Below are 21406 nucleotides of genomic sequence, written 5' to 3' on the forward strand. Positions count from 1 at the left end.
ATGGGATTGAGCGAAACGGAGATAAACTATTGCGTGCAAACCAATACGGCGGTACTTCTCTCAAATAAATTGGTAAAGCCCTGGCGCGACAGGATAATGTCTGATCGTTTTTGGTCGGCCGGTTTAGATAAAGTTGTGGGCCAGTGCCAAAGCCAATATACTCATCGACCGGCATCCTTGCATTGCTTGCCTTAATGAGCCCCAAACCTGTCGTTATGAAAAAATATTATCTCATCATCGCTTTGATTTTCCTCGTTACCGGCTGTACGTTTCAAAAGCCGGACTATGTGAAAGTTGTAACCCCGACGGAATTAAACCGGATCATGCAACAGCAGGACATATTTCTTGTTGATGTTCACACCCCCAAACAGCGGCATATAAAAGGAACCGACCTGTTTATTCCTTACGACGAAGTAGAGAAATACAAAGACTTGCTGCCCGAAGATAAAAATACCGCTATCTATCTCTATTGCGAAGGCGGTCCCATGGGCAATGCGGCGGCCAGGTCTTTTTATAAACTGGGTTACCATGACTTGACCAATCTTGAAGGCGGCGCAAACGCCTGGAGAAAAGCGGGACTTGATTTTGAATGATTACCGTTACCAGGTCTTCATTAGTACTTCCGAACAACCCGACTGATTGGCTTAAATAAGCAGCTTGCCCGTCAGGGTTATGTGCCTGATCTTCAGGCACACCGATTTAAACCGGCATGAATACTGAACTATCACATGGAGTCATTGCGCGGGCGATTAATCCTGCAAATTCCGCAAAATGCCCGCATTTACGCCCGCCAAGCATACGAAGCTGATTTTCAGTACCGCTAACGCGAATGCCGGATTCCATCCCAGGAATAATTCAGAAAAACCATCACGGCGTTAGAATCGCTCGTTCCCACAAATAAGTTCCGCGCCTGAAGGTCCGACTGAAAATCCTGATTGTCCTGCTGAAAATCCTGCCAACTGTAAATGTAGCTGCCTTTGAGCCGCCAGTTTTTCGCGAACTCCCAGGCAATACCTGCGGCTACGGAGAAATAACTGCGATCAAATTGACCGGTCAGATCTCTACTCGGCTGGCCTTCGATCGATTCACTACGGGTAAAATTACTCGTGAAATCCAGCACAAGATGCCGGGTCAAATGGTATGAATAATTAGCGAAGATTGAGTTGGTTTGCAGCGTTTGGCCGATGGCGCTTGGGTTAACAGCATTGGAGAAACCGGCGGAGAATTGGCTCAGCCGATCATCATAGCTTAAAGTGATATTAGCAGCGCTTCCCAAGGACAATGAAGGACTCTGTTCGGACGAAACATCAGCCGAGTTGCTTCTGGTTTCATCAATCCATATCGGCCCTCCAGCGGCACTCACTGTCCAGCTGCGATTGATTGTATAATTCGCGCCCAGTTGAAAGCCAAACAGGTTTTGAGCCGAGGCGTCCACCCCCCCGGTATATCGGATGTGAGAAAAATAAAATTTTCCATTTAAAGAAAGACGTCGACTCCATTCATGATTCCCACCCAGATTGACGGTATAGGTCTCATTGCCACTGAAATTCAAGAAATCATTACTAACACTTGCATCGATACCGTCAAGTGGAATGCTGTAACTTGTCCTGGAATACGAAGCATCCAGGATCAATTGATCACGAGGAGTCCACTGCCAGACCCATGAAGGTGCCAGCTGATAGTTATCAGTCTGGCTGTTGGGTAAAAGCAGTCCTGTATCCAGGATTTGTTGGGCATAGGTACAACTAACGGCGTACTCGCCTTTTAAACTGAAAACACTGCGTTTGGTCCGATAATCGCTGTTCAGTCTTAGATTGTATTTATCACAATCCCAAAGCGAATCATCATAGCGACGAATGTCCCCTTGCCCTTCGAAAGCGATATCCAATACCCTGGTTTTTCGGCTGGCTTGTAAGGTTGGCGTCAAAACGTATCCGACAACAGAATCATTACGAACAGGATTCATCGAAATGTTGTCATTGTATTCCACCTGTTGGCTCAAAGAACCTTTCAGCATCCATTCGACTGCTGCCGCGTCCTTCCCGAAACCAATGCAGGCCATAACAACTAATATGATTTTCCGGCCGCGACACATGTTTTTTGAAAAAAAACTCAAGGCACAACGATAGTGTCGCCGCTTTGCAACAATATATTCGATTCTATATTCTCACCATCCTCAACTTCACCGTACTTGAAAGGCAAGGATTTGAGCCGACCGTCTGCTTCACGCCTCAGGACCAGTATGCTGTTTTTTTCAGCGAACTCCGTTAAACCGCCGGCCATGCCCAAAGCTTGCATCACATCCGTAGGTCTTGCCATCACAAACGCCCCCGGATGGGCAACCTCGCCAGTGACATAAATCATATTGCCGTCCGCGGCAAGCAGCCTGACGTTTACTTCAGAGTCAGGAATATACTGACTAAGACGCTTTCGCAGCAAGCTGGCCAGATCCTCGGTCGTTTTGCCGGCGGCGGCCACGTGTCCGATCAGGGGAAAAGAGATGGTGCCATCCGGCAGCACCACAACATCCTGTTTTAGCTTATCCTCTTCCCAAACGGTAATTTCCAGTTTATCGCCTGGATTGAGGTGGTAAATCGCGTTTGCCAGGGCAAAAGGCTGAGCTGACAACCAAAGTAAGCAGCCGAGGAACAGCACTAAATGACGGCCTTTAAAATACGGGAGTGTCAATCTCTTCAAGATGAATGTATTCATTCGCTAGTTATCCGGAACCGTCGCGTTAATTCATTAATATATTCACCAACAAGCTGAATATGAAAGATGTCGATTTCTACTGATTCAAGATGAAAAAAAATCGATGCTTCAAGCCCGCATCCTAAAGAACGCTATCGAGGGGCGGCATCGCTGGCTTTGGTTGTGGAACGGAGCAAATTTCTCAACATGATTTTTAATCACGGCCTTATTCTTATCATAGATTTATTCTTATTGAAAGAAGGCCGTAAAACAGGACTTATACTTATTAACTAACTATCACCTTGCATCCTTGGTCATGACCATAAAGACCATCGCGCCTGCGCCAAAACCCAAATAGCAATCAATGCGTTAGTCGTCATATGCGCAATGACGGCATCGGCCAGCCGCCCTTGGCGGTAAAGAGCCAGGGCATACCCCATTCCCGCTAAAGTCCCCGCAATCCAGCGTTCATGCAATAGCCCGAACAATATAGATGAAAGTATGAACGAAAACCATGAGAACCGCCCGAGTGGTACATTTTCGAAATCTTTCGCAATCAACTTGCGGATCAAGTAACCGCGGAAGGCCAGTTCCTCGGCCAGAGGCACGATGATGACCGACCCGAATACACGGAACAGCAGCCAGACCGCCGCCATCTCATCGGCAAGTGCCGCCAAACCTTGTGATAACGCCGTCTTGCTGCTGTCGACATTTGGCTCCAGCAGCATCCAGATCATGAACACCGCGCCCCCGATGGCCGGAGCCTGCCAGGTCCATCGCCAACCCAGGCCATTATACGCCTTGCGGAAATACCAAAGCACGGCAGCGACAGCCACAATACGCATGGGATAGAGGACGTCAAAGCCGCTGGAGGAAGCCGAGGTCATCATCGTGGCTGCCATCATAACCAATAAGGGCACGAGCAAGGCGGCGGCGAGAGATTTACCGGTTGTAGCAACCGGCAAGTCTGGCCCGGCAACGGCAAAAAACCGCATCTTATTCGACAGGGCAATTACGCTTAGCGCAATTACGGTAAACGCTATCCAGCCGGCTTGCGCATGAAAGCCTTGCAAGGCTATTTCGGGCGACATGGACGTGCCGATCGCGATCAAAAGGGCGATGCGCACGGCGTTGGCTAACCAAATCACGGTTATACCGAGCGGAAAAAGCCAGAAGGAATGCGGAAAACGTAATTCTTTACGAAACAGCCAAAGATAAACGGCAAGAAATATAGTGATCAGGGAAATACCTTCGATACCCGAACAAAAATGCGTGATTTCAACCTGGAAAACAGCCGTGCCTAACAGGAATTCTTCTGGCTGGTAGACAAGGTCGGAATATACCCAGCCAAGCATGGAATAGACGAGCTGCAAAGTAGGCACGGCCAGGAAATTCCAAAAATTTTCCTGACCCAACAGAGAGGTGTCGTAACGGCTAAGGGTCGCTACGAGTATCCAGGCGCCTAATCCTAACAAGCAGCCCATGAATAATGCCGCATATTCCTGGCGAATCAATCGCAACCAGAAATATCCTGGGGCTAAAGCCAGCAGCCATGACAACAATTTTGTGCCGGCCAGCACAATCCAGCTGATAAACCAGGGCCCCGAAAGACGCGAGGGATTGAGGGGGTCTTCAAATATGAGCTCCGTGGCAAACGCGAATACGGCGAAAGCGAGTACGTGAACCGCCAACCAAACCAACCAGTGGTATTCTTTTGACTGTTCACGTGCCTTGACAAGAATAGCCTTAAGCCGCGGACTGAGCATCAGGAGACAAGCGCAGGCAACCCAAAGGCCCGCATGCCAAATCCCCTTCGAAGAATGAAACAGCTTCGCTGACCAGTCGGCATCCTCTGCCAGGAAACGCGGTGCCTCATAGCGGGCTGTTATCGCCACGAGCTCAAATGCCATGAGTGCTAACAGCAATAACCAGCGAACCGCTAACTGCTTTGCGGCGACGGACCGGATTTGAAGCGGCGGACCGGCGAAATTACACCACATATTCAAGCATTATCCGCTCAACAAAAAAAACCGAATCAGAAAACAGTGTTCTGCTCCGGTTTTAATGGTCAACGCCAGGGAATGCTAAGAGCGTCGAGACCGGGACCTTTCGCCTGCCAGCAGTAAAGCGCCCACCAGCAGAACTATCGCACTGGTTCCAGATGCGGCATCAATTTCGGGAACGACATCACGAACTCCACCCGGTACAGGTCCGGAACCCACACCTGTCCGGTCAGGATCAATTTGCGATAATTGATAACGCCAAACAGCCAACTGCTCCCTCCACGCATTCAACTGCTCCCTCCAGGCGTCTAGCTGATCTAACCATGACTGTATAGGTATTGTTTGAGATATCTGACCTGACGTTGATTGAGAGGATGAAACCGACGTATTTGGGCTGTTTTCGCTATCTTCGGCCCAAACGTTGCCTGTTGTGGCCAGGAACATAATTATTACACTCGCCAATATCAGTTGCTGAATATTCATTGGTCCTCCTTACGCATCCTCTTCGTTTACAGATAAAAGCCTAACCACTAAACGCAATTTAACGCCATGGTGGTTAGCTTTCGCCTATCTTATCCTGTGTTTTTTAGATAAATTCTTCTGATTATCGTTCACACACTGCCTGCATTTATTTTCACTATCCCAAAAACACTAATCGCGCGGCTTAGCCGCTGTTTCCCGCAGATGACCTGAAGGTCAATTTTTTCATTCCAGCAGTTCTGATTGGAATTGCATTCCATGGCCCGTACCAAGGGAATTGACTGCCAGAACGCCTGTTTAGGATCCACTGCTTAAGTCCAATCATAATCGCTTGATTAATCCTTACTCAATCTAAGTAATTTTACGTAGTTAAGACGTTTTTAATTAATGCGCCTTACCATGGCTGTGCTTTAGTTTTACGGGGGAATACGTACTTCAAGGTCTTTTTAATTTATTCAGTGCTTTTAACAAACGGTTTTTACATGCTGGATTCACTGGAGTTCGTGGTCAGTTGAGATTGAGTGCGTAAACTTTTGATCAATCCCAGCTAGCTAATGTATTGCGCCATAAGAAGAAAAGAATTTTGCCCAATTATCTTGCTGTTTAATGCAAATGCCTATTAGCACGAATACTTATGATGTGTCTGATGCTCATTAAATTGACAGGCGCTTTTGAATAGCTCACTGGAAATTGTGCTATTTCAATTTTCCACCTCAATCTCCAAGCGCAAAACAATACTAGCCCACCTTCTGTTTGATGAACTTCATCACAACCTTTTGCAAAGTCATCTACTACTCTTAAGCCCAATTCCTACAATATAAGAGGGCCATAAAAATTATTATGAACAACTATTTTACACATACTTCCTTGAGCGGATTGTGCATGCGCTTTGGGTCGATCGGGCTTGCCCTGTTTTCATTCAGTGGTCATTCATTCGCAGGAAGCACAAACCTCGCCTGGGACGCCAGCACTTCACCCAATGTCGGCGGTTATATAGTGTCTTACGGTCAAAGCAGCGGCCATTACGACTCAAGCATCGATGTCGGTAACAAAAACACCCTCACGGTATCGGGACTGCAAGAGGGTACTCAATATTTTTTCGGAGTGAAGGCCTACGATTCGGCCCGATCCACCGAAAGCGGCTATTCCAATGAAGTCAGTATGACGGTGCCGGTCACCACAACGACCGGCGGAACCGACAATGAAAATGAAGACGGAACCGGCGGAGGAACAGATGGAAGAACCGACGGAGGAACTGGCGTTGGAACGGGCGGCACTACCGAAAGCCCCGGCGGGTCTACTGGCGAAAATGCCGGTACAGATTCCGGCAATGATGGCTTGGTGGCAGCCTATGGATTTGAGGAAACCAATGGCAAAACTGTTGTCGATGCCTCGGGCAATGGCAACCACGGCACTATCAAGGAGGCCGTCAGAATCTTCAGCGGCCGGTATGGGAAAGCCCTGAAGTTTGATGGCGTAAACGATTGGGTCACTGTCAAAAACAGCGCATCGCTGGCACTTTCAACCGGCATGACCCTCGAAGCATGGGTATACCCGCAGTCGCTGACAATTGGCGGAAAAACGGTATTCTTTAAAGAAATAGCTGGCGGTAGCGATGATTACAGCCTCTATGCCAATGAAGATGCCAATCTACCTGTTTCTTATATCAATAATGGAGATTACCGTATTATCTCCGGCCCCAACCAGTTGCCGGCGAATCAGTGGACGCATCTTGTGGCGACCTACGACGGCCAATATCAACGGCTTTATGTGAACGGCGCCGAAGTGGCCCAGCAGGAACAAAAAGGCCTGATTCGCCAATCCGGCGGCGTGTTACGCATTGGTGGAAACAGCATCTGGGGCGAGTACTTCAAAGGCTATATTGATGAGATGCGGATTTACAATCGCGCCTTGACCGCAACGGAAATCAATAGCAACAAAACAACCGCAATCAGCGTTTCCAATCCGCCTCAGTTTGTCATGGGCGACCGGAATGAAGAACCTTGGGTCGAAAACAGACCGCAAGGCGTTGCACAAGCTTACCAAACGGTACCTGAAAAGGCCGGCATGGTAACGGATGTGCAGGTCTATCTGGATGCCAGCACAACCGCGACACAGTTGGCTGCCGGTATTTATTCCGATAATAACGGCCACCCCGGAAAGCTTATCGGCAGAGGTACATTGAAAACGCTTAAACCTGATGCATGGAACTCAGTATCCATTGCCAGCGCCTCTGTTACCGCGAACCAGCCTTATTGGATTGCGATACTGGGACTGAATGGAGAAATCGGATTTCTGAACCAAGTGGGTTCAGGAACAGGCGTGATAGAGCAGAGTTCCGGCCGCAGTCTGAGAGACTTGCCCGGCACATGGACTGGTTCGGGCGATGGCTATAAAGCCAATGCGTCGATGTCGGTCTATGGGAATGGCTATTGACTGAATCACTGACGGCTTAAGTGGCATAATGATGGAACGTGCATCGCCCGGTGCGATGTCCGTTCCGTCTGCCGCCCCAAGGCGGATGCATGCTGGTTTAATGTTTAGTCAGCATTCTCTGTCTCAGCGTCATTGACACGCACACCAAGGAAAGCGCGATGATCCTGCATTATCAACTCCCTAACTTTCAATCAACTACCGACGTGATCATGAATAGCGCATTATTGCCGTTTCATGATCAACCGTTGTAAGTAATAAACAAACGAGCTCGTGCAACAAAGAGCCAGGAAAAATTCTGTGAATATGTCAATCTTTCGAATCCGCTGCCTTACCGTATTAGCAATAGGTATGGCAGGCATAACCAATCAATCATGGGCGGCAACTGTCAGTGCCGAAAGTTGCTCGCAAACCCATGTATCCAGTGCAATTTCATCGGCGACTGCCGGCGACACGGTGCAAGTACCCGCCGGTTCGTGCTCATGGTCCGGTTTGTCGATCAGCAAGGCAATCCATCTTAAAGGGGCTGGCGTTGGCCAGACAAAAATCACATTGACCGGCAACAATACAATTACCAAACAGGCCGCGGGGACTATCCGTGTTTCCGGATTCAGCTTTTCAAAAAGCGGCGGCGGCAATGGGAGCAAGGGCTGGACGATCGGCGGTTCATGGCAAAATACTGAACCCGTGGTCATCCAGGACAATGCCTTTACGATAAGCAACTCCGGTTTGTTCAGCCTGAATGTGGCCGGCGGGGTCATTATCGCCGGAAACTCATTTACCGGCGAGCAGGATGATTCTTTTATTCAGCCCAAAGACTCCCAGGATTCCGGAAATTCGTGGGGCACGGCCGATACCATGGGGAGTAAGGATACGACAGGAAAGCGGAATCACTATATCGAAAACAATACTTTTTATGGCGGCGCAAACCAAGGCATTGATTGCGATGATTCCACTCGCTGCGTTTATAGATACAACACCCTGACGTATTCATCGTTTAACAGCCACGGGTTGGCAACATCTTCTCAAGGCGTCAGGCATTTCGAGGTTTATAACAATACCTGGAAACATGACGGCGGCACCAGCCAGATCGCCAATCAGAACTGGGCTGTCTGGATTCGCGGCGGGACCGGCGTTATTTTTAATAATCAGATAGCAAATCTTGCCGGGTCTTACTGGGGCAATAAAGCAGAGCTTCACTTCTCTATTCGCGGAGCGGAAGATGCCAGGCCGCAAGGCAGTTGCGAGAATGTAAAATATCCGGTTCCACGGCAGCTTGGCCAGAATTATGATGGAACCAAGTATTTTACCGACCCTATTTATATATGGGGTAATACGGGAACGGTAGCAATTCAGGACGGATGGAGATGGGGAAACCCTTGCGGACACAACTGGGAGACCTATTTCAAGTGGGGACGCGATGCCGTCAATGGCTCGAGCAAGCCCGGCTACACTCCTTACACCTACCCTCATCCGTTGACCCAGACAACGGGCTCGACAACAGGTCCGACAACAGGACCGACGAACGAAATGCAACCTCCGTCCAATCTGCGCATCCAATAAGCGTTTAGGATTTGGCCGTCAATCAGTTCCTGTTTAAACATAGGCTGTGCCGCCTGGAGCGACTGCTCCTGGCCGGCACAACCTATGCAAGGCTCTCATTTCAGGAAGCCGCTCTAGCCAGATCCTTATAAATTCCAGCCTTTAGGAGCCAGGAAAGCCGGCGGCTTCCCTGGCCCGGATTTTCTGTACCTGCCGGGCTTAGCCGATTCAGCGCGTTACGCCCTGAATTGGAGGGATCGACAAAATGACCGCATCCAAAACCTTATTGGCATTCATACTGTTAACCTATGATCCAGCCGCCAATGCCGCTGTTTACTATATTGATCAGACAGGCGGAAACGACGGCAATAGCGGCACCAGCCCAAGCAGTCCCTGGAAGCATTCTCCGGGAATGGCGGCATACACCGGGTCAGGCCAGTTAAAAGCGGGCGATACTGTCTACTTTGACAGGGACGACAACTGGACGGTTGCCGGCAGTCCCCAGGGACTTTTTCTGGCAGGCGGCGTCAGTTATATCGGCGACCAATGGGAAGCCGATTCCGGGACGACCGGATACAGGGCAAAAATAACGGCGGGCCAAGATTTCAACGATAATGGCGTTATCAGATTTACAGATCATCCCACTAATCAAACCCTCTTCAAGGGATTTGAAGTGGACGTGAATAATATGTCCGCGAACGGTATCGACATCAATCATGGTTTTTGGCGCTTGATGAACGGAGCGACAAAGAAGGTTGAAAACGTCGAAGTCCATCATGTTTTCACTGAGCAGTCGAAAGGAGAATATAAATATGGCATCGCGATGAGTAATTTCGGCGGCAGCGGCGGCATTCTCGAGAATGTCGAAATCATCAATTGCTCGGTTCATGATATCGGTAGAGACGCCATCGTCCTGTATCCTAACGACGATCCGAATTCAAGAATAGGAAACATTACCGTCCGGGGATGTAACGTATATAACACCGGACTAGACCGGGATTATGCCGCGGGAAATGGAGGCCATGGATTCGTCATCAAGGGCTGGGTCTATAACTCGACGATAGAGAACAACTATGTCCACAATGTGAACTCGTCGGCCATATTTGTCAGCGGACCTGAAAATAACGGCAAACAGCGTGGTGCTGATAATGTTACCGTCAAAAACAATATTCTTACGACCCCGTCCAATAACGGCATTGTCCGGCTCTATAAAAATGGCGCCAAGCAGCTGAAATTTCATGGCAATATCCTATACGACAACAACACCAGCGGCGCCTTCAATTTAAGCGGAAATGCCGGAACCCTCGACCTCCTCGTCTACAACAACACGTTCGTCAATACCTTCATCGAACTGGGCAGACATTCGTCAACAGTGAACACCTTCGAGTTCAGGAATAACATTGTGCAATATACAGGCAACCCGCTACGGAATGCGAGCGCCATACAGAGCCGGTCGAACAACTTACTGGTCAGCGCCGACCCCGGCTTTAAGGATACGAGCAAAAAACCCACCGGCTTCATCGGCGATTACGGGACAGATCTTCGCCCCAACACCGATGGCTTGTCATTGAATGCCGGAAGCAGCGCGATAGACGGAGGAACAGCCCTTGCCGGCGCCTTCGCTGACAGCATCAATAGCATTCCACGCCCGCAAGGGACGGCCTGGGATATAGGGGCTTATGAATACAGTTCTGCCGGGGCAATGCCGATGGCTCCGCCACCGAATCTTCGAATTATTCCCTAACCGATTTAATGTCATCCAGCCAATAGGCACCCATCAGAGACAGCGGGTAGGCTGGGTTGGCGCTTTGCGGAAACCCGGCACAAGAGGCTAACATCCCCGCTTGCCAGACAAAGCAAATAGCCTACTGCTCTTTGTCACGACGTTTTTTTATAGCGGAATTGACTGTAGCGGAATCGTCTCTGATGCTGAACGACTTGCTCGGTACGCGTTTTTAGCGGCCTTGGGTACTCAATGGCGATTATATGGAAAACCGTCCAGACAATGGAAACGCCTTTAAAAGTGGCTTCGGTATAGTTATAGAAAATAATGGCAAACAAAAAGGCGAGCCGCAGGCGGGCAAAGTCGAAATCACTCAACAGATCGATACGGATCTTGCGGAAAGTCGATATGAGCAGTCCGACCAATAGAAACACCCCGATGATTCCCGTATTCAGATACGTTTCAATATAGCCGTTATGCGCCTGATTTGGCTGCCACCACCATTTCGCCCAGAGAATATCGAGTCGCTCACCCAACCAGAAGCTTTCAAACCCCTCGCCGAACAGGGGATGACTAGCCAGGGCCAGGCAATCCTCCCAAACCTCGGTCCGGTCGGTCAACGTCGGATTCTTCCCTAGCAACTTCACGACAGTATCATATACATCGAAGGTAAACTCAGCCCAGACAGCCACGAGGCCCGCGACAACCACATAGGTTCCAATAAATCGCTTGTTGATGATCGGCATGCCTATCATACTGATCGTGGCCGCCCCGATCAGGAGGGTGACGAGAGAAGTTGAACTTTGGGCCATGTGCAACAGCCATCCGATTATGCAGAGAAATCCGGTGCTGAGAAGGAGTTCCTCTCGCCTGATACGGGAATCCTCAATGCGTCGCGCCGTTAACAGGTTCCACAAGAAGAACAAGCCAAACAACATGCACCCCAAGCCGAGTTCGCTCTTGGTAAGCATGGCCCCGTTGTTGGTGGCCCCGCCCACCCAGGCGTCAAAGCCTCTGCCGTACTGAGGGTAATATTTGATGAGCAGAACCGAGAGTGGCATGATGATATAAGCGCATCGCTTCATAACCGTCCTGAATGCATTAACAGGATCGGGATCGGAGAGAATGATCAAGGCCATCACCGGATGGCCGAGGATTTTGATATAGCGCTTGAAGGCGACAAACGGAAAATCAGACCATGCGATGGCAAGAAAACTATAAATAAAAAATGCCGCCATCCAGGGATTGTTTCGCAGGATATCGCCGACGACCACACGCCGGAGAGCGAGGATGCGCATGCCCGCCATGATCAGTATTGAAAAATAGAGCGCATCGACAGGACTTCCTTCGGCCATGCTGACGCTTTGCCCTGACCCGAGGTTGATCCACTGAGAAACGAACCGCGTTGTCGTAATCGTCATCCATGACACCGGCAGCCACAGTGCCGCACTGACTTCGCCCTGCCTGTGAAAATCCCGGCGAAAGAGAACGAAAATGAATGAGAATGTCAATAAAGTGGCTAAGGATGGCGGCATAATCTATGAATATGAAGTTCAATAATCCCAATGCAAAGGCGTCCTGTTTTTTCAATTGCCCCTTTCAGCGGCTGTTCCGGAAGGCTCCGAAGAACCCCGAATCAGAAGGCGCTCGGTCGCTTCCAGCGTCAGTATGGCATGAATCTCCCTGATGTAGTTTTTTCGCCCGCCGCTATGGTCCGCGGCAATCGATGCCAGGAATTGAGCATTCCAGTAAGGCGACTGCCGCGTCTGAGCAGCGTTTAATACCTCACCGATATAGGCGGCCAACTCTCGCCTAAACCAGCTTCTGTAAGGCAGAAACTTATGCAGCCCGAGCAGCCCGAATTTCGAAAGAGCGCCAATGAGCGGGTCCAATGGCGAGAGAGTATGCGGCAGCCCTTCCTTGTGCAGATAATCGAGTTTGAAGGTAAATTCGGAAAAAAGCCGCCTTGCCATGAAAGAAGGACCGCGGCCGCCCCATATTACCCCCCGATCAGTGGGGATTCCGCCAAGCGCCGGGTTGTTCTCATGCACGAAGCGCAGGGCGGACCGGGGAGACAGGCGGGCGCTTGCCGGCGCTCGAAACGCGAGCGCGACGACTTCGTTATCAAGATAAGGAGTGCGAAAAGTCACTTGAGACCTGCCGGCGGCAAGCGTGCCGAACAGGTTCCAGGGGATTTCCTGAAAAGCCGCAAAGGCGACCGGATGCGCTTTTTGCTTATCAAACACGCGCTGCACGGATGACTCAATGAGTCGGTTAAAGTCCGCATCGATCAGTGCCGCCGGAAAACTGGCCGGCTTGAACGTCGACATGCTTCTGAGAATTTCGCTGCCGAAATTTCCGGTCAGGCGAATCGGAGACAGCGCCCGGCCCTGTTCATTGAAGTAGATTTCGTGAGCCGTCAAAGCGCCGGCACAGCCGTCCGTCACGAACACCGTCCGGTCGACATGGCGCCCGAAGTCGGTTAAAAAATCCGTGCCGATGCGCAGAACGCGGTGTTCGAGACCGCAAACCTGAGCCACGCGGGCCGCCAGCCGAACATCCAGCGTGTCTTCCGTTAAGCCTGAAAACGTGTAACAGGTCGGCTTGAACGCATTCCCGTGGATGCCGGCCATGATCATTCGCGTATCCAGCCCGCCGGTGAGCGATATGCCGGTCAGGGAATCGGAGGACAGGTATTGAGGCAGTATCCGGGCGAAGGTCTCCATAAACTCCCGTTCGAAAGCCTCCTCAGTTAAAGTCGCTTGCGACTCCCATTGTTCGGGGCGGAAATATTGCTCTTTACGATTGCCGGTATGTTTGCCAAAAGTCCAAACGGAACCGCCGGGCAGAAAGCGCAGATCGCGAAACAACGTTCGTCCGGCGAGGGTGCAGCCAAACGTCAGGAACTGTGCCACCCCTTCATCGTCGAAGGCCCGCAGCTCCGGCACAACCCGCAGCAGCGCCTTCGCCTCGCTGGCGAAAAAAACCGTGCCGTCGCCGTCTTCATAAACGTATATCCGTTCGATGCCGAAGCGATCATTGAAAAGCAAGGCACGCTTCCGTTGACGGTCTATCAGCAAACCGCTGAAAAGCCCGTTGAGCTGCTCGACAAAGCGCTCACCCTCGGCCTCATACCGGCGCGGCAACCGATCCACATCGGCCCCGGCCCGCGTGTCCGGAGAGGGAAAGAAGCACTCGCCGGAAAACAGCAGGGTTACAGCGTCGCGATCACCGTGCGCGGACTGACGGGCAGCGAAGGAACCGTCATGCGCCACCCAGCCGCCATAGACGCCGATTTCCGGCGCGAAGCAGGTCCCCGATGCGTAAAACGGCTCATATTTCATGCTTTTGATCATCGCGTCCACAAGGCGCTGACACTCCTCGGCGGGTCGGCGACTGACTATTCCGGCTATTCCAGGCATTGTATTCCCCGTGCTTGTTTAATTAAAAAACCAAAGGTTGGGTCTCGCGAAGCCGGCCGGATACAAAATCGCGCAGCCTGCTCATTTCTGCCGCAATCCGTTCCATATTCCTCTGAGCTGCTTGAGCGGTTTTTTGACGGATTGCGGCAACATCGCCCGCCATCCGCGATGCGCGCCGCACTTCAACACGAACTCACCCTTCCAGGTCAACGGAATGTAGTAGCGAGGCATGCTCACTTTTTGAAAACCGCAGCGCCGCTTGAATTCGGCGAGCGAATCATCACTCCAGAAAACATAGATCAAATAATCCAGCTTTCGCGCCGCGCATACTTCCACAGCTTTGGCAATCAGAGCGTTATTGGGGGATTTGTCGCGATGCTTGAGGCTGGAGATGATTTGCCCCGTAAGGCCGAACCGGCCGGCATCGCCCAGCATCATGAACCCGATCATTTCACCTTGATAATAGGCGCCGATCATGTGTTCCCGGAACAGGTAGCGGGAAAACTGGCGCTTGACCGTTTCGAAGTCCTTGCCGTAATGCCAGAATTTCCGGCCTTGACGGATTGGCGCTTCGTTAAAGATAGCGGTCATGCCATACACGAAGTCGTCGTCATACACTGTTTCCCTGACCACCACGCCATCCTTTTCGGCTTTTCTGATCTGACTGCGCACTCGCGACTTGATTTGATGGCTCCACCAGTGGTCATAAGTCGTAATCGGGATCACGGCCAAATCTTCCGATTCCTGATAATAGGCGTACCTGGGCTCGACATCCGGCATCCGTTGCCAAAAAGTGAAAAGATCGGGTTTGAAGCCGGGATTTTCCTGTAACGCCCTGGCCACTGCTTGCGGCTCGTCAATATCCTCATACCACTCATCCTCGAGACGGACGACAGTGAGCAGGCCTCGCTCGATCGAAAACGTCTGCTTGCCGATTTTAATGTGCTCAGTCTGAGCGGGTCTGCCGTTTATCAGCGTCTCTTTGGTGAAAATCCGGCTTGCGGACGGCAGGGATGCGGCCATGTTTTTTGACATTCAATCCTCCTGTTAAACCGTGAAAAACGCAGCCCTGGCTGCGCAACGATCACCTGCCGCGCAGGTTCAAGGGCGCCGAGAGAAGCTGCCGGAGTCTGCCGAGCTGCTCTTGTCGATGGAATTTCATGAGTTCCTCGGAAACCGGTCTTTCAAAGCGGGTCAGCCAACACCAGAAATAGCCGCACAGCAACGCCATGCCGCCGACCAGGTAGGGTTTCTTAAGCGTTTGAAAAGCCCCCCGAAAGAGTTCCCAAAGCGGATGGCCGCCGAGAAAATAATCTTTTTTCCCGTAATTAAAGCGGGACATAAGCTCGTTGCTGCCGGCTGTTCCCATTTTTCGATGGTGATGGAAGACCCGGTCCGCGAAGGAGTAAGTCATCCACCCCTTCATGCGCGCCGTCGTTACCGCCACCCAATCGATACCGCCGCCTTTTATCGGCACGTAGCCGCCGATATCCTCGAAACAGGCCCTGCGGAAAAGCTGACACTGCCCGTTGACATGATGAACATTGATATAGCTGTCCGCATAGGAATGAAAACCGCCTTCGATGTAATGGGTTCCGGCGACGCCCAGGTTGGGCATCTCCTCAAACTTCCCCAGGAGATAGGCAAAGAAGTCATTGTCGAAGGAAATGTCCGCATCAATGTTGCCGATGACATCGAATGACAGGTCTTTGACCCGTTCATAGCCGGCATTGAACGCCTGCACTTTGGCGGCGAAGTTGCGCTCCTTCCGCTCCGGAAGCCTGACCAGTTCCAGCCATTTTCTGCCGTCCAGGTATTTTTTGACGATCTCATCCGTAGCGTCCGTGGAACCGTCGCTCACGATCACCCAGCGCTTGGGCGGCACCGTCTGCTGAATGACGGATTGGATTGTCTTTTCGATAAAAGCGGCTTCATTGTGGGCCGGTGTAATCAGTACATATTCAATCGTCATAAATGTTGCCTCCTGTTCCAGCCATTAGGGTATCGTCGGCTTTGCCGCAGTGCCTTTTATGCCACGAACATGACAGTCCGCCGTTTAATTCGCGCGCAGCCATTCCTCGAAAACCACCAGGCTGAAAAGCATCTTGTGATTGTCTGACCTGCCCGAGCGGTGGTCGTCCAGAAGACCGCGCACGGCCTGCGGGCTCAAAAACTGAAACATCAGCGAACTGTCGTCCAGCAAATGACCTTCCATATTATGGCTGAGAGAATGATGGAACCACTCGTCAACGACATTCACAGCAAAGCCCCGCTTCTTCCTGTTCAGGATCGCATGCGGCAGAAAACCTTCGCTGACCTTGCGGTGCAGCCACTTTCTCTGTCCATGCCGGACTTTGAAAACGGCAGGCAGCCGCTCGGCGTACTCGACGATTTCCCGGTCGAGAAAAGGCACGCGCACTTCAAGGCCGTGCGCCATGGACAGTTTGTCCGCGTACATGAGCAGTTCATCGGGCAGGGATGATCTGACCTCCAGAACCTGGAAGCCGCCGAGTTCATCGAGACCCTCCATTTCCGGCTCCAGATCTTTCCAGAATCCGCGGATACTGTCCCCTGCCCTGTCGGGAAGCACGCCCTCTCTGAACAGGCTGTCAACGGTGCTGCCCGGCATGATCGAGAATACCTGCCGATACCGTTGCATTCGATCTTCAATGCCTAATGAATAAACGCCCCTCTTGAGGGTTTCATTCCGTGGCAGATGCGTGATGCTCGCGGCCATGCTTCTTCTCAACCAGCTGGGGAAACCTCTCCAATAGCCGCCATAATGAACGCCGAGGTGGCGCTTATAGCCGCCGAACAGTTCATCCGGCCCCTGCCCCATGAGCGCAACCTTGACATCCTGACGCGCGCGCTCGCAGACAAAATACATGGGTACGATGGAGGATGCGGCGACAGGCTCCTCGAGGATGGAAACGATCCTGGAGAGCGACTGTTCGAAACTCGCCCTGCCAAGCTCTACCGATATATTCCTGGCGGAAAAGAGCTGCGCCGTCTCCGCGGCATCGGTCAGTTCATCGTCTTTATAGGCGGATTTTCCGTAGCCGACGGTATAGGTAGGCCAGGCATCGCCATAGAGGCTCATCAAGCCCAGCAGCAGTCCCGAATCCATACCGCCGCTCAACAGGAGGCCCAAGGGCACGTCACTGATAAGGTGCCGCTTTAGCGCCCGCTTGTAGATATCGAGCAGTTCCTCTTTCGCTTCCGCATCCGATTTCGCCGGCGAAAAATGCCGCGGCTTGGTTTGATACCAGCGCTCCAGGCGCCATGATTGATTCTCGAAGATCGCCATCGTGCCCGGCGCAAGCTTGCGGATTCCCTTGTAAAGCGTCATCGGCGAAGGCGTGTAACGATACCGAAGGAAGAGGTTCAGGGCCGTCATATCCACGTCAGGCCGTTCCGGCAATGCGGCGAGGATGGCTCTAAGCTCCGATCCGAACAGGACGGTTGCGGCATCGACGCGGTAGTACACGAGCTTGATGCCCATGGCGTCGCGGGAGAGAATCAGCCGCTTGCGCCGGTCATCCCAGATGGCAAGGCCGAACATGCCGTTGAGATGATTGAAGACATCGGTACCCCACTGTTTGTAGCCATGTATGATCACTTCCGTATCGCAGCGCGTGCGAAAGGTGTGGCCAAAGCCCTGCAATTCACGGCGCAGTTCGGGGAAATTATAGATTTCGCCGTTGAAGACCACCCAGACCGATTCATCCTGGTCGGACATGGGCTGATGCCCGCCTTCAAGGTCGATAATCGACAGGCGCCTGAAACCCAGGCCCAGCGGACCGGAAAACAGATACCCCTCGTCGTCCGGCCCTCTGGGCGTCAGGGTTCTGGCCATGTCCTTGATCCTGGCCGGCATGACCGGTTGCTGATCGATGAAATTATATTGACCGCAGATACCGCACATATCAGCAAAGCCACAGATGCCATGAGACGGAATACAGCATACCTGCCGGCGGAATGCGGCAAACTGCCCGGCCCTTATAAAAATCAATCATGCCGTTCGCTCTCCTTCCTTCAAGGAATAAAGCATAAAACAGAGACTCCTGAATAGCTGAGATTGCGCCCAGCGGTGCATGGGGACATCGTCCCAGCCGAGCAGCAGACGCCTCGATCGGAAGGAACCGTCGGGCTTTTGCCAATTATCCAGCAAGTCATTCACGGCAGCCTGCACGCGATCGTCGAGTTCAGCGGATTGGCCTTTCAGCAGAACGCCCAGGTTTATGCACTCGGCGTAGTCATAAAGCTCCTGGCGATAGACCGTCAATCGCGGCGCCCGCGAGAACGGTTTTGGCAATCCGTTTTGGTCGAACAGGTGGCGCACGTAGTAATCCGTACCCGCCTTGATCGCCTTGCGGCAGCCTTCGTGGCTCGTCAGTTGTTCAATCTTGACCAGGGCCTTGAGCACGAAACAGGTGTGGAAGTGATCGACGAAATCCCTGACCCCGTCGACTGAGTAGTACCAGGACCCGTCTGGCTGCTGCGATTCAAGAACGAAGTTAAGATTGCGCTCGGCAATGCGCCGATAGTCATCGCGCCCGAATTGCAGCGCCGCGCTGATGAGCAAAAAAGCCCGGTAAGCGCTGGCGTTGATTACCCCGCCTTCCGAATCGAACGGGTTATAACCCGCCGTGGCAACGTCCACGGAGATTTCCCTGTCCGTTATGTCGTTGGCCGCATGCTCCGCCGCGGAATACATGGCCTCCAGCCACCGGTCCTCGCCATCTATCTCATGCACGTAAGAGAAGGCTTCGTACACATACGGGGTCGTTGTGATCAGCGGCGTGCCGGTCGCCATCACGCCGGTCCTTGTGACCCAATCGAAAGGGTATCCCCAGCCAAAGTGGCTGAATCCCGGAGATCTTGTCTGTTCGAGTACATGTAAAAAATGGACCGCGCGATCATAGTATGCTTGCTGCCCTGTCAACCGCGCCAGCAATGCGAAGCCCATGGCATAGTGGGCATCGGCAATGGGAAAGCGCTGTTTTTTCCAAAAAAACCGCCGTGCCGACGGAATAAAGGCCTCACAAAAAATAATCGGCGCCACAGCCAGGGTCCCTAGCGCCGGTTTGCGGTAGTACAGCGCTTTCGCTCCGCCGCCGACGGGGCCTGCGAAGAAACTCTGATGATCATGCGAGATTTCCCCGTAATCATCGAGCCAGTCCATGAAACGGTGAAGGGCTGAATGAATGGTATCGATTGACTGACTCTTCATGCGTTGCCTGCGTCTGCTTCTGCAATAGTTTTCATGAGAAGGAAGCTTGTATTTGCCGCCAGATGCACTGGCTCAGCGTAACGAGAGTTCATGAGCGCAATCGCCCCGCCAAAGGGCCTTGCGCATAAAGCCGGGTACCAGTACCCCTCCACGCAAGATGCGAGATTCGGTGGAAACCTGGCGGGTCAAACATAGCAGACAGGCACTATATCCGGATGTTTTTCGCCCTGCATCGAAGGCCGCAAAGGACATTCCTCCGTTGGCCATTGGCTTCTATCCTCATAAATAAATAATTGGTGTATAGCCGGTAGTGAATAGGAATTAACTTTCTCCACCCTGGAGAAATAAGGCTCGAATCGGTCGAAGTAGTCGTATCCGGGCGCGCGTACATGGTAGAACTCTTTTGGATTGGCCTCAGGATACTCAACCGTTGTTTCTGCAACTAACGGCAGGGGCAGAATGGCTATACCGTTCGGTTTCAGAATTCTCCGTATTTCCGAGATGGCCTTCTTGTCATTCGGGATATGTTCCAGGACATGCGAGGCAAAGACGAAATCATAGGCTGCATCCTCAAACGGGAGCGCTTGCAGATCAACGTTGAAATCCACATCTTCCATGTCCAGATCCGCCGTATGATATTGCCCGAAGCGTTCAGCAAAAAAGTGCCTGAAGAAAGCCTCCGGAGCAAAATGCAGCATCTTTAGCTCTTCTGCATGCAAGTCGGGCAAAAGCCTGTTTAGTACCAGGTATTGCAGTCTGTGCCGCTCCAGGGCATCGCAATTAGGGCATTTCGCATGCTTTCTAATGCCTGTCGCAGGCTTGACATCCATAAACGGGCCATAATATTTACAGACCGGGCACTCAAATTTTTCTTTATTTGAATTTCTGAGCCGAAAAACAGGAAGACTTACCCGATTAACCAACTTACGGATATCGCTCCTAAGCGCCATAAATGTCTCCAAATATCTGCATTCGAACGATGCATGGTTGAGCCAAACTCGGTTTTAACGATCTGATAAGCGGGGCACGCCAACTTCACTTACACCGCCGTCCTGTTTTTCATTGGACTTTTAAAGGGGGAACCATTCAAAAAGACCCACAGTTAGGTCGACGTTCTATCTCAAGGTGTTTTTGGCGTTTCAAGCGCCTGAGATATCCGTTTACCCTGTTAATGCATCGCTTGCATTCTTCATTCTTGTCGAATCAAGTGACAGCATTTGAAATTTCAGGAATCTTTCGTCCCCTTCATCTTTAGCGCCCGGCACTCTAGCTGCCCGCCTTAATCGCCCCGCATTTTGTGTGCTTGAGAGGTTATTGTCTCCAGTTTTACCCCAACATAAAAGTTGGTACAAACACCTAAGCAGTCTTACTAATGATCTGTTGGAGGCTGGTCCAATCAAGTGGACAGGCGATAGATTGATAAAACGACTCAACCAAAGAGAGACGATGCGTCAGAAACGTGGCGTGTTTAACGCCGGCTTAGGATTTGGCCAAAAATGACTTCCTGAAACTGGAATCTTGCATAGGATGTGCTGACTAAAAGCAGGCGGCACAGCGAAGTGCATCGCTCGTAAACGATGCGCCTCCTGTCGTCGGCACATATATGGACTCCTCGATTATTGCAAGCCAAGTTTTCAATTTTGTAATGTCACTAACAGAGATCAAGATTGCCGCCATATATTCGGTCTCTTAACAGAGGTTTTCTTACCTCAGGACTCCTGATGAATCTATCCGCGCGCTTTCACCTCAACCATCCTAACGGTTTCTTAAGAACCTATGTGCTGAGCGGGTTTGGAAAGCACCGGTCTGACCTGTTGTTGTCATCACTAATCGTTAACTTGCCTCCGCAATCTTGTGTACTCGGTTAAAATAGTGCTCA

15 protein-coding genes are annotated in these 21406 nt (G+C 51.5%); 4 read left to right on the forward strand and 11 right to left on the reverse strand.

Annotation, left to right across the window (positions count from 1 at the left end; genetic code table 11):
- The first annotated feature begins 215 nt into the window (after window positions 1-215).
- Window positions 216-593 (forward strand): rhodanese-like domain-containing protein, encoded by a 378-nt coding sequence (locus EK22_RS12505; RefSeq protein WP_036251376.1) that lies wholly within the window; start codon window positions 216-218, stop codon window positions 591-593.
- A gap of 227 nt (window positions 594-820) precedes the next feature.
- Here EK22_RS12505 and EK22_RS12510 read toward each other — a convergent pair whose 3' ends face one another.
- From EK22_RS12510 to EK22_RS23695, 4 genes are all read right to left on the reverse strand, one after another.
- On the reverse strand, window positions 821-2017 hold the full coding sequence (locus tag EK22_RS12510) for a hypothetical protein (RefSeq protein WP_235209331.1): 1197 nt from the start codon (window positions 2015-2017) through the stop codon (window positions 821-823).
- Between the two features lie 95 nt (window positions 2018-2112).
- Complete coding sequence (locus EK22_RS12515) at window positions 2113-2712, reverse strand: polysaccharide biosynthesis/export family protein (protein ID WP_020157519.1); 600 nt, start codon at window positions 2710-2712, stop codon at window positions 2113-2115.
- A 293-nt stretch (window positions 2713-3005) separates the two neighbouring features.
- Entirely contained in the window at window positions 3006-4691 is a 1686-nt protein-coding gene (xrtE, locus tag EK22_RS12520; RefSeq protein WP_036251379.1) for an exosortase E/protease, VPEID-CTERM system, read from the reverse strand.
- Window positions 4692-4775: 84 nt separating this feature from the next.
- On the reverse strand, window positions 4776-5177 hold the full coding sequence (locus EK22_RS23695) for a VPEID-CTERM sorting domain-containing protein (RefSeq protein WP_036297567.1): 402 nt from the start codon (window positions 5175-5177) through the stop codon (window positions 4776-4778).
- Window positions 5178-6056: 879 nt separating this feature from the next.
- Between EK22_RS23695 and EK22_RS12525 the strand changes: the two genes are divergently transcribed.
- From EK22_RS12525 to EK22_RS12535, 3 genes are all read left to right on the forward strand, one after another.
- Window positions 6057-7610 (forward strand): LamG-like jellyroll fold domain-containing protein, encoded by a 1554-nt coding sequence (locus EK22_RS12525; protein ID WP_255360588.1) that lies wholly within the window; start codon window positions 6057-6059, stop codon window positions 7608-7610.
- A gap of 348 nt (window positions 7611-7958) precedes the next feature.
- Entirely contained in the window at window positions 7959-9170 is a 1212-nt protein-coding gene (locus EK22_RS12530) for a right-handed parallel beta-helix repeat-containing protein (protein ID WP_036251383.1), read from the forward strand.
- Between the two features lie 244 nt (window positions 9171-9414).
- The gene (locus EK22_RS12535; protein ID WP_036251386.1) at window positions 9415-10893 is read left to right on the forward strand and encodes a right-handed parallel beta-helix repeat-containing protein; all 1479 of its coding nucleotides are present in this window, start codon (window positions 9415-9417) and stop codon (window positions 10891-10893) included.
- Between the two features lie 134 nt (window positions 10894-11027).
- Here EK22_RS12535 and EK22_RS12540 read toward each other — a convergent pair whose 3' ends face one another.
- The 7 genes from EK22_RS12540 to EK22_RS12570 form a co-directional block, all read right to left on the reverse strand.
- Window positions 11028-12293: an O-antigen ligase family protein gene (locus EK22_RS12540; protein ID WP_161786433.1), complete on the reverse strand. Its 1266-nt coding sequence runs from the start codon at window positions 12291-12293 to the stop codon at window positions 11028-11030.
- A 165-nt stretch (window positions 12294-12458) separates the two neighbouring features.
- Window positions 12459-14294 (reverse strand): asparagine synthetase B family protein, encoded by a 1836-nt coding sequence (locus EK22_RS12545; protein WP_081917878.1) that lies wholly within the window; start codon window positions 14292-14294, stop codon window positions 12459-12461.
- Between the two features lie 81 nt (window positions 14295-14375).
- A complete protein-coding gene (locus EK22_RS12550) occupies window positions 14376-15329 on the reverse strand; it encodes an N-acetyltransferase (RefSeq protein WP_036251392.1) in 954 nt (317 codons plus the stop codon).
- A gap of 49 nt (window positions 15330-15378) precedes the next feature.
- On the reverse strand, window positions 15379-16266 hold the full coding sequence (locus EK22_RS12555) for a glycosyltransferase family 2 protein (protein WP_020157529.1): 888 nt from the start codon (window positions 16264-16266) through the stop codon (window positions 15379-15381).
- 84 nt (window positions 16267-16350) lie between these two features.
- The gene (asnB, locus tag EK22_RS12560) at window positions 16351-18219 is read right to left on the reverse strand and encodes an asparagine synthase (glutamine-hydrolyzing) (protein ID WP_036251438.1); all 1869 of its coding nucleotides are present in this window, start codon (window positions 18217-18219) and stop codon (window positions 16351-16353) included.
- A gap of 87 nt (window positions 18220-18306) precedes the next feature.
- On the reverse strand, window positions 18307-19527 hold the full coding sequence (locus EK22_RS12565) for an AGE family epimerase/isomerase (protein WP_152565096.1): 1221 nt from the start codon (window positions 19525-19527) through the stop codon (window positions 18307-18309).
- 185 nt (window positions 19528-19712) lie between these two features.
- On the reverse strand, window positions 19713-20489 hold the full coding sequence (locus EK22_RS12570) for a class I SAM-dependent methyltransferase (RefSeq protein WP_235209334.1): 777 nt from the start codon (window positions 20487-20489) through the stop codon (window positions 19713-19715).
- Window positions 20490-21406: the final 917 nt, after the last annotated feature.

This window comes from Methylobacter sp. BBA5.1 (assembly GCF_000746145.1).
Classification (GTDB): Bacteria; Pseudomonadota; Gammaproteobacteria; order Methylococcales; family Methylomonadaceae; genus Methylobacter; species Methylobacter marinus.

What these genes read in the sequence shown, in the direction of transcription:
- EK22_RS12505 (WP_036251376.1), top strand. Translation starts at nt 216, where the DNA reads ATGAAAAAATATTATCTCATCATCGCTTTGATTTTCCTCGTTACCGGC.
- EK22_RS12540 (WP_161786433.1), bottom strand. Translation starts at nt 12,293, where the DNA reads ATGACGATTACGACAACGCGGTTCGTTTCTCAGTGGATCAACCTCGGG.
- EK22_RS12515 (WP_020157519.1), bottom strand. Translation starts at nt 2,712, where the DNA reads ATGAATACATTCATCTTGAAGAGATTGACACTCCCGTATTTTAAAGGC.
- EK22_RS12545 (WP_081917878.1), bottom strand. Translation starts at nt 14,294, where the DNA reads ATGCCTGGAATAGCCGGAATAGTCAGTCGCCGACCCGCCGAGGAGTGT.
- EK22_RS12510 (WP_235209331.1), bottom strand. Translation starts at nt 2,017, where the DNA reads ATGCTGAAAGGTTCTTTGAGCCAACAGGTGGAATACAATGACAACATT.
- asnB (WP_036251438.1), bottom strand. Translation starts at nt 18,219, where the DNA reads ATGTGCGGTATCTGCGGTCAATATAATTTCATCGATCAGCAACCGGTC.
- EK22_RS12535 (WP_036251386.1), top strand. Translation starts at nt 9,415, where the DNA reads ATGACCGCATCCAAAACCTTATTGGCATTCATACTGTTAACCTATGAT.
- EK22_RS12565 (WP_152565096.1), bottom strand. Translation starts at nt 19,527, where the DNA reads ATGAAGAGTCAGTCAATCGATACCATTCATTCAGCCCTTCACCGTTTC.
- EK22_RS12555 (WP_020157529.1), bottom strand. Translation starts at nt 16,266, where the DNA reads ATGACGATTGAATATGTACTGATTACACCGGCCCACAATGAAGCCGCT.
- EK22_RS23695 (WP_036297567.1), bottom strand. Translation starts at nt 5,177, where the DNA reads ATGAATATTCAGCAACTGATATTGGCGAGTGTAATAATTATGTTCCTG.
- EK22_RS12525 (WP_255360588.1), top strand. Translation starts at nt 6,057, where the DNA reads ATGCGCTTTGGGTCGATCGGGCTTGCCCTGTTTTCATTCAGTGGTCAT.
- EK22_RS12550 (WP_036251392.1), bottom strand. Translation starts at nt 15,329, where the DNA reads ATGTCAAAAAACATGGCCGCATCCCTGCCGTCCGCAAGCCGGATTTTC.
- xrtE (WP_036251379.1), bottom strand. Translation starts at nt 4,691, where the DNA reads ATGTGGTGTAATTTCGCCGGTCCGCCGCTTCAAATCCGGTCCGTCGCC.
- EK22_RS12530 (WP_036251383.1), top strand. Translation starts at nt 7,959, where the DNA reads ATGGCAGGCATAACCAATCAATCATGGGCGGCAACTGTCAGTGCCGAA.